Annotated in this window: 9 protein-coding genes and 1 pseudogene; 1 reads left to right on the plus strand and 9 read right to left on the minus strand. The window is 72.3% G+C overall.

The window, feature by feature from the left end; genetic code table 11:
* A partial coding sequence (locus ACZ63F_RS42825) for a maltotransferase domain-containing protein (RefSeq protein WP_469719490.1) occupies positions 1-723 on the minus strand: 723 nt, incomplete at its 3' end.
* 254 nt (positions 724-977) lie between these two features.
* Positions 978-2,192 (minus strand): S8 family peptidase, encoded by a 1,215-nt coding sequence (locus ACZ63F_RS42830; protein ID WP_469719492.1) that lies wholly within the window; start codon positions 2,190-2,192, stop codon positions 978-980.
* A 194-nt stretch (positions 2,193-2,386) separates the two neighbouring features.
* Between ACZ63F_RS42830 and ACZ63F_RS42835 the strand changes: the two genes are divergently transcribed.
* On the plus strand, positions 2,387-5,011 hold the full coding sequence (locus ACZ63F_RS42835; protein WP_469719493.1) for a glycosyltransferase family 1 protein: 2,625 nt from the start codon (positions 2,387-2,389) through the stop codon (positions 5,009-5,011).
* 81 nt (positions 5,012-5,092) lie between these two features.
* Here the strand turns inward: ACZ63F_RS42835 and ACZ63F_RS42840 are convergent, their stop codons facing one another.
* The 7 genes and pseudogenes from ACZ63F_RS42840 to ACZ63F_RS42870 all read right to left on the minus strand — a co-directional run.
* A complete protein-coding gene (locus ACZ63F_RS42840; protein ID WP_352364391.1) occupies positions 5,093-5,608 on the minus strand; it encodes a DUF1990 family protein in 516 nt (171 codons plus the stop codon).
* A 71-nt stretch (positions 5,609-5,679) separates the two neighbouring features.
* Positions 5,680-7,323 carry a M4 family metallopeptidase gene (locus ACZ63F_RS42845; protein ID WP_469719495.1) on the minus strand — a complete coding sequence of 548 codons (1,644 nt, stop codon included), beginning with the start codon at positions 7,321-7,323 and terminating at the stop codon, positions 5,680-5,682.
* Positions 7,324-7,572: 249 nt separating this feature from the next.
* Entirely contained in the window at positions 7,573-9,618 is a 2,046-nt protein-coding gene (locus tag ACZ63F_RS42850; RefSeq protein ID WP_469719497.1) for a M4 family metallopeptidase, read from the minus strand.
* A gap of 313 nt (positions 9,619-9,931) precedes the next feature.
* Positions 9,932-11,683, minus strand: coding sequence for an ABC transporter ATP-binding protein (locus ACZ63F_RS42855; protein WP_469719499.1), 1,752 nt, complete (start codon positions 11,681-11,683; stop codon positions 9,932-9,934).
* On the minus strand, positions 11,680-13,467 hold the full coding sequence (locus tag ACZ63F_RS42860; protein ID WP_469719500.1) for an ABC transporter transmembrane domain-containing protein: 1,788 nt from the start codon (positions 13,465-13,467) through the stop codon (positions 11,680-11,682). The genes ACZ63F_RS42855 and ACZ63F_RS42860 overlap by 4 nt, the downstream gene beginning before the upstream one ends.
* A 53-nt stretch (positions 13,468-13,520) precedes the next feature.
* Positions 13,521-15,389 (minus strand): ABC transporter ATP-binding protein, encoded by a 1,869-nt coding sequence (locus ACZ63F_RS42865; protein WP_469719501.1) that lies wholly within the window; start codon positions 15,387-15,389, stop codon positions 13,521-13,523.
* A pseudogene (locus tag ACZ63F_RS42870) lies at positions 15,386-16,132 on the minus strand (ABC transporter ATP-binding protein); the annotation flags it as partial. The pseudogene ACZ63F_RS42870 and the gene ACZ63F_RS42865, both read right to left, overlap by 4 nt.
* Positions 16,133-16,305: the final 173 nt, after the last annotated feature.

The following is a 16,305-nucleotide window of genomic DNA, read 5'->3' on the forward strand; positions in this document are numbered from 1 at the left end:
GTGCGGCCGCTCCGGCGTCCCCTCCGACCGCGGGAAGAACTCGTACCACGACCCGAACAGCGCCCGCTCACGCTCCACCAGCAACGGCAGCGCCTCCGAGACGGTCACCAACTCCCGCAGCGGATACCGCGCCAGGACCTTCTCCACCTCGGGAGTGAGGGCGGCGGCCAGGCGCCAGGGGGCGGGCCGTTCCTCGTCGCGGAGGGCGGCGGCCGCGGTCAGCAGGATTTCCCGTTTCTTTGCCTTCGGGACCCCTGCGGCGGCCCGTTCGTAGAGCCGGGCACCCTCCTCCAGGACCAGTTCGGTGTCGATGCCCGCGGGTATCTTGATCTGCGCGTGGTGGCGCCAGGTGGCGACCGGATCTCCCCATGCCTCGACCTGGTAGGTCCAGTGGCCCGGTTTCCCGTCGACGGTCACCGTGGCGCCCCAGCGGTCCGTGCCGGGGGCCAGTTCCCGCATCGGTGTCCAGGGTCCGGGTCGGCCCTTCGGGTCCTTCAGTACGACGTTCGCGGCGACGGCGTCATGGCCCTCGCGGAAGACGGTGGCGGTGACCTCGAACGACTCCCCGGTGACCGCCTTCGCGGGCCGGCGTCCCTGCTGGACCAGCGGACGGACGTCGAGGACGGGTATGCGGCCGACGGCGGTGGCCTCGTCCGCGGGGGGTGGCGCGCCGGGTGACGTGCGCCGGTTCGGAGGTGCTGACGGTTGGTGCGTGGCGGGCATGACCGCTCCTGTCCGCGGCAACGTGGGTGTGGGCGGATGGGTGGTGGGGAGGTGGGTCCTGCGGGGTGTACCTGGAGTTGTACCGCTGCCTGGTGTCAGTGCTGTGTCTGTGGGGTGTACCGGAGGAGCCTTCCCACCCTATTCGGGTGGGCAATCCGGCACTTTGTTAACTACTCGGCCGTATGTCTACGTACAAGACCGGTCCCGTTCACGGCGAACGGGACCGGTGGCGTGATCGCATACCAGAAACCGCTTTACGACTCCGGCACCCGAAGCAGCCTGTTGGGCGACCCGCGCCCCGCATCCGACACCTTCCCGCTCGCCGCCCCCGCAATCAGGGCGGCGGCGACCTGTGCGGGTGTCGCCCCGCGGTGCCCGGCGAGGTAGAGGGCTGCGGCGCCCGCGACGTGCGGTGCCGCCATCGACGTACCCGAGTAGGTCGCCCTGGCGGTGTCGTTCGCGTTCGAGTCCGAGGTGATGGCCACGCCCGGGGCGAACAGGTCGACGGCGGAACCGTAGTCGGAGAAGCCCGCGCGGGCGTCGGTGCGGTCGGTGGCGCCGACGGTGAGGGCCTGCGGCACATCGGCCGGCGAGGAGCCGGCGGCCGGGACGTCGCCGTTGCCGGCGGCGACCGTGTAGGTCACGCCCGCCCTGATCGAGTTCCGTACGGCGGTGTCCAGTTGGGGGCTGTGGTAGCCACCCAGGCTGAGGTTGGCGACCGCCGGTCTGCGGGCGTGCGCGGTGACCCAGTCGACACCGGCGATGACCTGGGCGGTGGTGCCCGCTCCGGTGTCGTCCAGGACCCGCACGGAGACCACCCGGGCCTTCTTGGCGACGCCGTACCTGGTACCGGCGATGATGCCGGCGACATGGGTGCCGTGCCCGTTGCCGTCACCCGCAGAACCGTCGTTCCCGACGAAGTCCCAGCCGTAGCTCGCGCGTCCGCCGAAGTCGGTGTTCGTGATGCGGACACCGGTGTCGATCACGTACACGGTGACGCCCGCGCCGGCCGAACCCGGGGAGGCATAGGACCTGTTCAGCGGGAGTCCCGCCTGGTCGACGCGGTCCAGTCCCCAGGACGGCGGGTTCTTCTGGGTGTTCGTCCAAGCGCGGGCCGGCCGCACCCGGCTGTCCTGCACGACGGAGGCGACCCGCGAGTCCGCGGCGAGCCGCCCGGCCTGTGCGGCGCTTGCCTCGACGGCGTAGCCGTTCAGCACGGTGCCGTAAGTATGGCTTATTTTCGCCCCATACCGGGCGGCGACGTCCCTCCCGGCCGCCGACGCCCCCTTGATCCCCTCCTTGAGCGTCACCAGATAACTCCCGCCGACCGAACCGGCCCGGCCGGCGCCGACGACGGTTCCCTCCGGTACGGCGTGCGCGGGCAGGGTGGCCGTCGACAGCACCGCGGCCGTCACGACCGCGGTCAGGCCCCCCACCAGACGCTGCCGCCGGCTGTACGTCCGTGCCATGGCTGTGAGTCCCCTCCTCGGCTCGGAGAGGCAGGGTCTCGTACGGCACGAAAGCCGACAAGTAGGCCCCCGAGGCCAAAGCGGGGGGACTGGGGGAGGCAGCCCCCAGCGGTACCCCCGCACCGGTACTGTCGGACAGACGCCGAGCCGCACAGGGTTGTACGGCTCCCCTTGCGAACTGCACGAGGTGGAATGTGAAGGCGATCCGTCGGTTCACCGTCCGTCCCGTTCTCCCCGACTCTCTCCGGCCCCTCAGCGACCTGGCCCGTAACCTGCGCTGGTCCTGGCACGCCGAGACCCGTGACCTCTTCCAGGCCGTCGACCCCGAGCGCTGGGCCGCTTCCGAGGGCGACCCGGTGCGGCTGCTCGGCAGTGTTCCGCCGGCGCGCCTCGCCGAGCTGGCCGGGGACCGCCGCTTCCTGCGCCGGCTGACCGCGGTCGCCGACGACCTGGGCGACTACGTGACCGGCGACCGCTGGTACCAGACCCGCCCGCAGCCGGCCGAACTACCGGCCGCCGTCGCCTACTTCTCACCCGAGTTCGGGATCACGGCCGCCCTGCCGCAGTACTCCGGCGGCCTCGGCATCCTGGCCGGAGACCACCTCAAGTCGGCCAGCGACCTCGGCGTGCCGCTGATCGGCGTCGGCCTGCTCTACCGGCACGGCTACTTCCGGCAGACCCTCTCCCGGGACGGCTGGCAGCAGGAGCACTATCCCGTCCTCGACCCCAACGAACTCCCCGTGGCCCTGCTGAAGGAGGCCGACGGCACCCCGGCGCACGTCTCCCTCGCACTGCCCGGCGGCAGACTGCTGCGCGCCCGCATCTGGCTGGCCCAGGTCGGCAGGGTGCCGCTGCTGATGCTGGACTCGGACGTCGAGGAGAACGACACCGGCGAACGCGGGGTCACCGACCGGCTCTACGGCGGCGGCAGCGAGCACCGGCTGCTCCAGGAGATGCTGCTCGGGATAGGGGGCGTGCGGGCCGTACGGACGTACTGCCGGCTGACCGGCCACCCCGAGCCCGAGGTGTTCCACACCAACGAGGGCCACGCCGGCTTCCTGGGCCTGGAGCGGATCGCCGAACTGGTCGCCGCCGGGCTGGACTTCGACGCGGCCCTGGAAGCGGTTCGCGCGGGCACCGTCTTCACCACCCACACGCCCGTCCCGGCCGGCATCGACCGCTTCGACCGTGAGCTGGTCGCCCACCACTTCGGCGCCGACGCCGAACTCCCCGAGCTCGGGGTGGAGCACATCCTGCGGCTCGGCATGGAGACCTACCCCGGCGGCGAGCCCAACCTGTTCAACATGGCCGTGATGGGGCTGCGGCTCGCCCAGCGCGCCAACGGGGTCTCGCTGCTGCACGGCAACGTCAGCCGGGAGATGTTCTCCGGGCTGTGGCCGGGCTTCGACCCCGACGAGGTGCCGATCACCTCGGTGACGAACGGGGTGCACGCCCCGACCTGGGTGGCACCCGAGGTGGTCCGGCTGGGCGCCCGGCAGCTCGGCGACCGCCGTACCGAGGAGGCGCTGACCGTCGGCGGCCCGGAACGCTGGGACGCCGTCGCCGAGGTCGCCGACCAGGAGATCTGGGAGCTGCGCCGCAGCCTGCGCGAGCAGCTGGTGCTGGAGGTGCGGGAGCGGCTGCGGGCGTCCTGGCGGCAGCGCGGCGCCGGTACCGCCGAGCTGGGGTGGATCGACGGCGTCCTGGACCCCGACGTGCTCACCATCGGTTTCGCGCGGCGCGTCCCCTCGTACAAACGTCTCACGCTCATGCTGCGCGACCGCGACCGGCTGATGGACCTGCTGACCCACCCCGAGCGGCCGGTCCAGATCGTGGTGGCCGGAAAGGCGCACCCGGCCGACGACGGCGGCAAGCGGCTGGTCCAGGAACTGGTCCGGTTCACCGACGACCCGCGCGTCCGGCACCGGATCGTCTTCCTGCCCGACTACGGCATGGCGATGGCGCAGAAGCTGCTGCCAGGCTGCGACATCTGGCTCAACAACCCCCTCCGCCCCCTGGAGGCGTGCGGGACCAGCGGGATGAAGGCGGCGCTCAACGGCGGCCTCAACCTCTCCGTCCTGGACGGCTGGTGGGACGAATGGTTCCAGCCGGACTTCGGCTGGGCGATCCCGACCGCGGACGGCGCCGGCACCGATCCCGACCGCCGGGACGACATCGAGGCCGCCGCGCTGTACGACCTCCTCGAACAGCGGGTCACCCCGCGCTTCTACGAGCGCGGCCGCAGCGGCCTGCCGGACCGCTGGATCGAGATGGTCCGCCAGACCCTCACCCTCCTCGGTCCCAAAGTGCTGGCGGGCCGCATGGTCCGGGAGTACGTGGAGCGCCTCTACACCCCGGCGGCCCACGCCCACCGGTCCATGACCCCGGACACGGCCCGTGAACTGTCCGCCTGGAAGGGCAGGGTGCGGGCGGCCTGGCACGGAGTCTCGGTGGACCACGTCGAGACGGCCACCGCCACGCCCACCGCCGAGCTCGGCACCACCCTCGCCGTCCGGGTCCGCGTCCGCCTCGGTGACCTCGCCCCCGACGACGTGGAGGTCCAGGCCGTCTCCGGACGCGTCGACCCGGAGGACCGCATCACGGACGCGACCACGGTGCCCCTCAAGCCGGTCTCCGGCCCCGACCTGGAGGGCCACTGGACCTACGAGGGCCCCCTCTCCCTGGACCGCACGGGCCCCTACGGCTACACCGTCCGCATCCTCCCCACCCACCGCCTGCTGGCGTCCGGCGCGGAACTGGGCCTGGTGGTGGTGCCCGTGGAGGGCGCGGTGACGGGGGCCGGGGTGCTGATGCGCTGAGCTCCCGAGCGGTGCTCCGAGGGCGGGTGGTCTCCGCTCGCCCTCACGTGTGTCCGTCAGGGCCTGCCCGGCGCGATCGCGTCAGAACTCCGGCTCCGGGTCCGCGCACAGCCGTCGCAGTACCGCGCCGCACCTGCGTGCGTACGCGTGCTGCAGGCCGCGGGTGGCGGCGCCGGCGGCGCGGGTGTACCACTTGGCGGGTCTGCTGAAGGCGGCGACCGTGAGCCAGACCGTGCCGTCGCCGGTGCGGTCGACGACGAAGGCCTCCTCGCCGCTCTCGGGGTGACCGGCGAGGGTGCCGTAGGCCCAGCCGGCGCGGCGGGACTCCTCGGCGGTCCAGACTATGCGGCAGGGGGCCTTGATGAGGCCGGCCAGGGTGACGGTGACGTCGACGCCGGGAGCCGCGCGGTCGGCGGCGGTGTCGATGCCCACACCGAGGGCGCGGTGGAGCTCCCAGGTGAGGACCGCCTCGGCGGCCCGGCGGAAGACTTCCTGGCCCTCGCCTATGCGGGTGCGCACGTGCAGGGGGTGGAAGCCCGGTGGGCAGGCGGCGAGGTCCTCGCGGGTGGCGCCGACCGCCTCGTACGTGAAGGACATGGGAGAGAGAGTAGGGCGGGCCCCCGGGGCACCTGCTCCCCGGGGGCCCGCCCGTGGCGCTCGGCGCGGGGTCAGCTGACGTTGACCGCCGTCCAGGCCGCCGCCACCGCGTTGTACTCGGTCGAGCCGGAGCCGTACAGGGCGGCCGCCGCGGACAGCGTGCCGGTGCGGGCCGACTTGTAGTTGGTGGTCGAGGTGAAGTACGTGGTCAGGGCCTTGTACCAGATCTGGAGGGCCTTGGCCCGGCCGATGCCGGTGACCGTGGAGCCGTTGTAGGTCGGGGAGTTGTAGGACACCCCGTTGATCGTCTTCGAGCCGCTGCCCTCGGACAGCAGGTAGAAGAAGTGGTTCGCGACGCCGGACGAGTAGTGCACGTCCAGGTTCTTCACCGACGAGGACCAGTAGTCGGCGCTGCCGCCGTCCTTGCTGGGCTTGTCCATGTAGCGCAGCGGGCTGCCGTCGCCGTTGATGTCGATCTTCTCGCCGATGAGGTAGTCACCCGGGTCGGAGGCGTTGTTGGCGTAGAACTCCACGCCGGTGCCGAAGATGTCGGAGGTGGCCTCGTTCAGGCCGCCGGACTCGCCGCTGTAGTTGAGGCCCGCGGTGTTGGAGGTGACACCGTGGCTCATCTCGTGCCCGGCCACGTCCAGCGAGGTCAGCGGGTGCGTGTTGCTGTCACCGTCGCCGTAGGTCATGCAGAAGCAGCTGTCGTCCCAGAAGGCGTTGACGTACGAGCTGCCGTAGTGGACGCGGGAGTAGGCGCCGACGCCGTTGTTCTTGATGCCGCTCCGCCCGAAGGTGTCCTTGTAGAAGTCCCAGGTCTCCTGCGCGCCGTAGGCGGCGTCGGCGGCGGCCGTCACGTCGGTGCTGGAGCTGGAGGCGGCGCCGGTGCCCCAGGTGTTGGTGGTGTTGGTGAACAGCGTCCCGGTGCCGGACGTGCCGTGCTTCAGGTTGTACGTCTTGTGGCCGCCACGGGAGGCGTCGGTCAGCGAGTACGTCGAGCCCGACAGCGTGGTGGTGAGGCTGACCGTGCCGGAGTACAGGGTCTTGCCGGTGCCGGTGGCGTTCTCGATGCCCTGGTACTCGAAGAGCTTCTTGCCGGTGGCGGCGTCCGTGATGACGTGCAGCTGGTTCGGCGTGCCGTCGTCCTGGAAGCCGCCGACGATCGTCTCGTAGGCGAGGACGGGGGTGCCGGAGCCGGCCCAGATGACCTTGCGGGCGCCGTCGGCCGCGGACTTGGTGGAGCCGAGGGTCCTGGCGACGCTCAGCGCCGACTTCTCCGCCTTGGCCGTGCTGATCTGCGGCTTGAGGGAGGCCACCTTGATGGCGGTCTTCGTCGCCTTGGTGACGCCCTCGGTCTTGCCGGCCTTGGAGGTGTGCACGACGAGGTCGCCGCCGAGGACGGGCAGGCCCGCGTAAGTGCGCTCGTAGCGCGTGTGGACCGTGCCGTCGACGTCCTTCACGACGTCCTTGACGACCAGCTTCTCCTTGGCGCCGAGGCCTATCTGCTGAGCCGTCTCGGCGACGTTCGCCTCCGCCTTCTGGATCAGGGCGGTGCGGGCGGAGGTGGAGAGCAGGGTGGGGGCGGCGGCCAGCGGCTGCTTGTCGACGGCCGAGGCGTTCGCGGTCATTCCGGTGGTGAGGAGGGCGCCGGCGGCGACAGCGGTGGCGATGGCGAGCGTGGTGCGCTTGTGACGCGCGTAGAGGGGGCTCACTCAAGCTCCTTCAGGACGTGGGGAGTCCGGGCTGGAATGGGGTGCCGGCCCGGCTGTGGGGTGTGAAGTTGCTGTGCTGTGCGACGGGTGAAGGAAGAGTGACATCAAGGTCGCGTACATGTCAGGACCCTGAAGTGATGTTGGCCGAAAAGCAGGTGTTGGGTGAATATTGCGGGCCTGTAAAACGGGCGCCGCCCGCGGGGAGGTCCCCCGTGGACGGCGCCCGGTGCGCGCGGCTGTTACCTGCCGTTACGGGAAGGTCAGCTTCCATCCGTTGATCGTGCCGACGTCCTGCGCGGCCTGGTCCTGGACCTTCAACTTCCAGGTGCCATTGGCCGATTCCGAGGAGGCGTTCACCGTGTAGGTGTCCGTCACGTTGTCCGCCGAGTCGGACGAGCTGAAGTTCTTCAGCCGGTACGACGTCCCGGACGGACCGACCAGGTCGATCACCAGGTCGCCGCGCCACGTGTGGCTGATATTCGGCGTTACCTGCAAGTTGCTCGGCGCGTTCCCGGTCCGGCCGGAGACCGTGATCGAGGAGGTGACCGCCGGCCCGTTGTCCGGAATCGACACGGGCGTGGTGCTCTCGTACGAGGTGCCCGTACCGCCACCGCCACCGGACCGCGAGCCGACCGCGACGGCCGCCCAGGCGTCCTGCACCGCCTTGTACTCGGTGCTGGTGGTGCCGTACAGCTCACCCGCCGCCGCGAGGGTGCCGGTGCGGGCCGCCGCGTAGTTGGTGGTCGAGGTGAACTTGGTGGTGAGCGCCCGGTACCAGATCTGCAGCGCCTTGTCCCGGCCGATGCCGGTGACGGGAAGGCCGTCCTTCGTGGGCGAGTTGTAGCTGACGCCGTTGATGACCTTGGCGCCGCTGCCCTCGCTCAGCAGGTAGAAGAAGTGGTTCGCGACGCCGGACGAGTAGTGCACGTCGAGGCCGCCGACCGACGAGGACCAGTAGTCGGCGCTGCCGCCGTCCTTGCTGGGCTTGTCCATGTAGCGCAGCGGGGTGCCGTCGCCGTTGATGTCGATCTTCTCGCCGATGAGGTAGTCACCGACGTCCGAGGAGTTCGCCGCGTAGAACTCCACGCCGGTGCCCATGATGTCGGAGGTGGCCTCGTTCAGGCCGCCGGACTCGCCGCTGTAGTTGAGGCCGGCCGTGTTCGACGTGACGCCGTGGCTCATCTCGTGGCCGGCCACGTCGAGGGCGGTCAGCGGGTCCGCGTTGCCGGAGCCGTCGCCGTAGGTCATGCAGAAGCAGCCGTCGTCCCAGAACGCGTTCACGTACGAGTTGCCGTAGTGGACGCGGGAGTAGGCGCCGACGCCGTTGTTCTTGATGCCGCTTCGCCCGAAGGTGTTCTTGTAGAAGTCCCAGGTCTCGGCGGCGCCGTAGTGCGCGTCGGCGCCCGCGGTGGCGGCGTTCGACGTGGTGCCGTTGCCCCAGGTGTTGCTCGACTGGGAGAACAGCGTGCCGGTGCCCGAGGTGCCGTGGTTCAGGTTGTACGTCTTGTGGCCGCCGCGGTCGCCGTCGGTCAGGTTGTACGTCGAGCCCGACTGGGTCGTCGACAGCGACACCGTTCCGCTGTACTGGGTGTTGCCGGTGCCGGTGACGTTCTCGATGCCCTGGTACTCGAAGAGCTTCTTGCCGGTGGCGGCGTCCGTGATGACGTGCAGCTGGTTCGGCGTGCCGTCGTCCTGGAAGCCGCCGACGATCGTCTCGTAGGCGAGGACGGGGGTGCCGGAGCCGGCCCAGATGACCTTGCGGGCGCCGTCGGCCGCGGACTTGGTGGAGCCCAGCGTCCGGGCGACGGCGAGGGCGGTCTTCTCGGCGCTCGCCGCGGTCTTGGCCGGGGTGAGGTCGGCGACCTTGAGCGTGGCGTTGTTCGCCTTGATGACGCGCTCGGTGGCGCCCGACTTCGCGGTGTCGACGATCAGGTCGCCGCCGAGCACCGGCAGGCCCGCGTAGGTGCGCTCGTAGCGGGTGTGCAGGGTGCCGTCGGCGTCCTTGACGACGTCCTTGACGACCAGCTTCTCCTGGGTGCCGAGGCCTATCGCCTTGGCGGTGGCGGCCCGTTCGCCGCTCGCGTCGCGGAGCAGTTCGGCGCGCTGCGACGGGGAGAGCCTGACCGCCGCGTGGGCCGGGTTGACCCGGCCGGGCTGCGGGGCGGCCGGGGCGGCGCTGGCGGCGCCCGACTGGACGGCGGCGGCGATCAGGGCGCCGACCCCGGCGAGGGCGACGGCCGCGGTGCGGCGGTACGTGCTGTGGGGGGTGCGTCTGCGAGAGGAACTGCTTCTCAACACTGACTCCTTCTGCGTGGCCGCGGGTCGCACGGCCAGGGGAGATCCGGACGGCGGGTCGGCCGGCCGGGCAGAACTGGGCGGAACGCGGAACCATGTGCGTGTGCAGTGCCGGACCCGGCAGCGACGGTGGGGGTGAAGCTGTGGGGTTGCTGTGAGTCGGCCGTGGGAAGAGTGGCAGCAGAAAACGCCACCTGTCAGGACCGCGTCAGAAACTTGGCCGGAAATCGTCCGTTGTCCGGATGTTCATGTTCGGTATCCGGATGGTTGGGAGACTGTCAAGGGCCGCAGCCGCTGCACCCGCTCCGGCCGTTCAGGGCGCCGTGTCCCCGTGCCAGGTCGCCCACAGCGCCGCGTACGCCCCGCCCGCCGCCACCAGCTCCTCGTGTGTGCCGAGTTCGGTGAGGAGCCCGTCCTCCATCACGGCCACCCGGTCGGCGTCGTGGGCGGTGTGCAGCCGGTGGGCGATGGCGATGACCGTACGGCCTTCCAGCACGGCGGCCAGCGCGCGCTCGGTGTGCCGGGCGGTCGCCGGGTCCAGCAGCGCGGTCGCCTCGTCCAGGATCAGCGTGTGCGGGTCGGCCAGCACCACCCGCGCCAGCGCGAGCTGCTGGGCCCGGGAGCCGTCGGTGGCCGTCCCGCCCGCGCCGCCCCTGCCGAGCGGGGTGTCGAGACCGTCGGGCAGGCCCCGCACCCAGTCGCCGGCGCCGACGGCGGTCAGCGCCGCCCACAGGTCCGCGTCGGCCGCGGCCGGTTCGGCGATCAGCAGGTTCTCCCGGACCGTGCCGAGGAAGACGTGGTGCTCCTGGGTGACCAGGACGACCTGGCGGCGCAGCCGTTCCGGTTCAAGACCGGCGACCGGCACCCCGCCCACGGTCACCGTGCCCGACGTGGGCGCCTCGACGCCCGCCAGCAGCCGGCTCAGCGTCGTCTTCCCGGCACCGGAAGGACCCACCACCGCGAGCCGCTCCCCGGGCCGCACCGTGAGGTCCACCCCGCGCAGCACCTCGCCGCCGCGCTCATAGGCGTACCGCACCCCGCGCACGTCGATCCGGTCGTCCGCCGGAGCCGGCGCCGCACTGTCCGACGCCGCCCGCGGCGCCCGTGCCAGCCCCTCCACCCGGGCGAACGAGGCACTGCTGGACTGGAGTTGCTCCACCCGCATCAGGATCTGGTCCAGTGGTTCCGTGAACTGCCGCAGATACAGCGCCGCCGACACCACCACGCCGACGCCGGCGTGCAGCAGCCCGCCGACCAGCAGCACCCCGGCCACCGGCACCGTGTACGACACCTCGACGGCAGGGAAGAACACGGTCCGCAGCCACAGGGTGTAGAACCGGGCCTTCCGGTTGGTCTCCAGCGCGTCCCGGCTCGCCGCGATCCGCTGCTCCTGGAGCCGGAACGCCTCCACCGTGCGGGCGCCCGCCACCGTCGCCGTGACGATCTCCGCGACCCCGGAGGTGGCCGCGCCCTCGGCGAGATAGCCGTCCCGGGCCCGGCGCAGGTACCAGCGCAGCGCGAACCAGACCGGGGTCAGCCCGAGCACCCCGAACGCGGCCAGCAGCGGGTCGAGGACGAACACCGCGCCCATCACGAACAGCGCCTGCACCGTGCAGACCAGCAGTTCGGGACCGGCGTCCCGCAGGGTGGTGCCGACGGTGCTCACGTCGCCCGTGCCGCGCGCGGTCAGGTCGCCGGTGCCGGCCCGCTCCACGACCGACGCGGGCAGTGCCAGTGCCCGGTCCACGAACTCCTCGCGGACCCGCGCCAGCGTCCGCTCGCCGAAGCGGTGCCCGAGGTAGCGGGCGGAGCGGGCGAGCAGCAGCTGGGCGAGGGAGCAGAGCAGGATCCACAGGGCGAGGCGGTCCACGGTGCCGACCCCGCGGCCGGCCCGTACCTCGTCCACGATCCGGCCGACCAGCCAGGGGCCGGCGAGGCCGGCGCCGGCCGCCGCCGCGTTCAGCAGCAGCGTGGCGGCGAAGGGCCCGCGGTCCGCCTTCACCAGGCGGAGGGTGGCCCGGCGTACGTCGGCGCGGCCGGCGACGGGCAGCTGACTCGTCGTCACCGTACGACCTCCTCGTCCTGCGTGTCCCGGGCCACGAGGGCGCGGTAGCCGGGTGCGTACTCCAGCAGTCCCTCGTGCGTGCCGGTCGCGGCGACCTTGCCGTCGACCAGGAAGACCACCTCGTCGGCGTGGGCCAGGAGCAGCGGAGAGGTGGTGGTGAGGAGGGTGGTGCGGCCGTCGCGGGCGGCACGGAGGCGCTCCGCCACGAGGGCCTCGGTGTGCGCGTCGAGGGCGGAGGTGGGTTCCACGGCGAGGAGGACCTCGGGGTCGGTGAGCAACGCCCTGACGAGGCGGATCCGTTGGCGCTGGCCGCCGGAGAGGTTGCGGGCCTGGGCGTCGATGGCGGAGCCGAGGCCGTGGGGGAGGGCCTGGACGATGTCGTTCGCCGCGGCGGTGTGTAGGGCCTGGGCGGTTCGCGCGTCAGGAGGCGCGGCAGGGGGTGCGGCGGCGGGTGCGGCGCCGTCGTGGCTGGTCGCGCCGTTCCCCGCGCCCCTGCGGGGCGCGTCGACGCTTCCGGTGATGACATCGATCAGGGGGCCCGCGAACAGGTCGGCATCGTTGTCGGCGACCAGGATGCGCGCGCGTACCTCCGCCAGGGGTACGGCGTCCAGGCGTACCCCTCCCCACGTCACGTCCGAGCGGGTGTAGCGGCCCAGGCGGTCCACCACCGCTCCCGCCTCCGCCGGGCCGGCGGTCACCAGGGCCGTCAGGCGGCCGGGCCGCACCCGTACGCCCGACTCCGGGTCGTGCAGGACGGCCGGGTCGGCCGGGGGCCGCTCGGTGCCCTCGTCCGGTTGCGGCTCGTGGCGCAGGAGGCGGACCACCCGGCGGGCGGCCACCACGCCCCGGCTGAGCTGGTAGCCCATGTCGAGGAAGAAGGCCACCGGGCCCACCAGGACCGCGGCATAGCCGTACACCGACACCAGCTGGCCCACCGTGATGTCGCCGCGTGCGGCCATCCGGGCGGCGATCCAGGTCACCACCGCCAGGAACACCGTCGGCAGGCCCATGCCCAGCGCCTGGACCCAGCTGGCGACCGCGCCCACCCGGTAGCCCTGCGCGCGCAGGTGCTGGGAGTCCCGGCGGAAGGCGTCCGCGAACAGGCCCTTGCCGCCGAGGCCGTTGAGGACGCGCAGGCCGCCCGCGAGGTCGCCGATCCGCGCCGTCAGGACGCTCTGGCGTTCCCGGTACTCGGTCTCCCTGCCCTGCAGCCGCCGGGCCAGCGGGCCCGCGACGAGCGCCACCACCGGCACCCCGAGCAGCACCACACCGGCCAGCAGGGGCGAGATCGTCAGCAGCAGCCCGGCCACCACCCCGTACACGACGATCGCGCCCACCCCGGGGCCGACGACGGTCAGCGCCTGGGCGATGGTGTGCACGTCGCCGACGCCGATCGTCACGACCTCCCCGGCGTCGGACCGTCGCGACAACTCGGCGCCGAGCCGCACCGTCTGTCCCATCAGCACCTTGACCGTGCGGAAATAGGCGTCCATCCGCACCCGGGTCATCGTGCGGTGGCGCATGATGCTGATCCAGGCGTTGACCGCCCCGAGGACGAAGATCGCCGCCGTCCACCCGGACAGCACCCCCATGCGGCCCGGCACCAGGCCGTCGTCCACGGCCCGGGCCATCATGTACGGCGTCGCGGCCATCAGCGTCAGCCAGACACTGGCCAGCAGCGCCCCGGTGAGCGAACGGCCCCGCTGGCGGGCCACCAGCCACCACAGGTAGGACCAGCCGCCGCGCGTGTCGGGCGTGCCTGGATCCTCGTACGCGTCGATCACCCTGCGACCCCCGTTCTCGCGCCTTCTCCCGCCTTGTTCCGCCTTCGCCCGGCCTAGGCCAGGCTGTCCCGCCACGCCCGGTGCAGATCCGCGAACCGGCCCGTGCCCGCCACGAGGTCGGCCGGGCGGCCGTCCTCGACGATGCGGCCGTGCTCCATCACCAGCACCCGGTCGGCGATCTCCACGGTGGACAGCCGGTGCGCGATCACCACCGCCGTACGGCCCTTCAGCACCGTCGACATGGCCCGCTGCACGGCCCGTTCGCCGGGGACGTCCAGGGAACTGGTCGCCTCGTCGAGGATCAGCACCGCCGGGTCGGCGAGCAAGGCGCGTGCGAACGCGACCAGTTGGCGCTGCCCGGCCGAAATGCGCCCGCCGCGCTTGCGGACGTCCGTGTCGTAGCCGTCGGGCAGCGCGGCGATGAACTCGTGGGCGCCGATCGCCTTGGCCGCCTGCTCGATCTCCTCGCGGGTGGCGTCCGGGCGGCCGATGGCGATGTTCTCGGCGACCGTGCCGGAGAAAAGGAACGCCTCCTGGGTGACCATCACCACCCCGCGGCGCAGTTCCGGCACGGTCAGTTCGCGCAGGTCCACGCCGTCCAGGAGGACCCGCCCCTCGGAGGGGTCGTAGAAGCGGGCGAGCAGTTTGGCGAGCGTCGACTTGCCGGCCCCGGTGGAGCCGACGACCGCGACCGTCTGTCCGGCCGGGAGGGTGAGGTCGAAGACGGGGAGCACCTCGCCGCCGGTGCGGTAGGCGAAGCGGACACCGTCGAAGACGACCTCGCGGCCGGGCAGTTCGCTCGCGGGCGGGGGCAGTTCCTTCGGGACCGAGGGCTCCGGCACGGACGGGGTCTGGGCCAGCAGTCCCGCGATCTTCTCCAGGGAGGCCGCGGCCGACTGGTAGGAGTTGAGGAACATGCCGAGGCGGTCGATCGGGTCGTACAGCCGCCGCAGGTAGAGGACGGCGGCGGCCAGGACGCCCAGCTCCAGCGAACCGGACGCCACCCGGTAGGCACCCCACAGCACGATCACCGCGACCGAGGTGTTGGCGACCAGCCGGGAGCCGACCACGTACCGCGCCATTTCGAGGAGCGCGTCGCCGTTCGTCCGCTCGTGGCGGCGGTTCAGCACGGCGAACTCGGCGTCGTTGGCGGCCTCCCGGCGGAACGCGCGCACCGGGCGGATGCCGTTCATCGTCTCCACGAACTTCACGATCACCGCCGCGATCGCCGTGGACCGCGCCTTGTACACCCGCACCGCGCGCCGCTGGTACTGCCGCACGAGCAGGTACAGCGGCACGAAGCTGGCCACCGCGACCGCGCCGAGGCCCAGGTCGAGCCAGAGCAGCATCGCCGAGATGTAGAGGAAGGAGAGGATGACCGTGACCAGCTCCTGGAGGCCCTCGGCCAGCAGCTCGCGCAGCGACTCGACGTCCGTGGTGGAGCGGGAGATGAGCCGTCCCGACGTGTAGCGCTCGTGGAAGTCGATGCTCAGCGCCTGCGCGTGCCGGAAGATGCGGCCGCGCAGGTCGAGCAGGACGTCCTGGTTGACGCGGGCGGAGGCCTTGACGAACGCGTACTGCAGGCCGCCGGAGAGCAGCGCGCTCAGGCCGTACCCGGCCGCCACCGCGAACAGCGGGCCGTGGTCGTGGCGGCGGAACGCCGGGACGGCCGTGTCGATGGCGTACGCCACCAGCAGCGGTCCCGCCTGGACCGCCGCCTGCTGGAGCAGCAGGAGGAGCGTGGTGACGGCGACCCGGGCCCTCATGGGGGCGAGGAGCGAGCGCAGCAGGGCAGCCGTGGCGCCGGGCGGGGTGGGCAGGACGTCCCGGTCGAACGGGTCGCCGCCGGAGGTGCCGGCCGGGTCCGGGTGCCGGCGCTCGTCGTCCTCGTCGGGGGCGGGGAGGGAGGTGGCTGCGGTCATCGGCGGTGATCCTCCCCGGACATCAGGTGGGCGTACTCGGCGTTCGTGCGCAGCAGTTCGTGGTGCGTGCCGACGGCGGTGACCCGGCCGCCGGAGAGCAGGGCGACGCGGTCGGCGAGCAGGACGGTGGAGGGGCGGTGGGCGACGATCAGCGCGGTGGTGTCGGCCAGCACGTCGCGCAGCGCCGCCTCCACGGCGGCCTCCGTGTGCACGTCCAGCGCGGAGAGCGGGTCGTCGAGCACGAGGAAGCGGGGCCGGCCGACGACCGCCCGCGCGAGCGCGAGGCGCTGCCGCTGGCCGCCGGAGAGACTGAGGCCCTGCTCGCCGACCTGGGTGCCGGTGCCCTGGGGCAGGGCGTGCGCGAAGTCGGCCTGCGCGACGGCGAGGGCCCGTGCGAGCTCGGGTTCGCCGGCGCCGTCCCCGGCTCCCATGAGCACGTTCTCGCCGACGGAGGCGGAGAAGAGGGTGGGTTCCTCGAAGGCGACCGCGACGAGGGAGCGGAGTTCCTCGCGGGGCATGGCGGCGATGTCCACGCCGTCGAGGGTGATCCGCCCCGAAGTCACCTCGTGAAGGCGGGGGATGAGCGCGGTGAGGGTGGTCTTGCCGCTGCCGGTGGCACCGACCAGGGCCATCGACTCGCCGGGGCGGATGTGGAGGTCGACGAGGTCGAGCGTCGGGGTGGAACCCGGGGCGGCGTCGGGGTAACGGAACCGCACGTTCTCGAAGCGGATGCCGTCGGGTTCGGGGGCGGAAGGGAGCGGGCCGGGGGGGGGGGGGGGGGGGGGGGGGGGGGGGGGGGGGGGGGGGGGAGGGGGATGGGGGGGGGGGGGGGGGTGACACTCTAGCGCGTATTGGCGGTAGGTGTTCGACAATGCCAACAGATGGACGGGAGTCTTGCTCCGGCGTTACGCGCACG

This window comes from Streptomyces sp. NPDC104761, assembly GCF_055583445.1.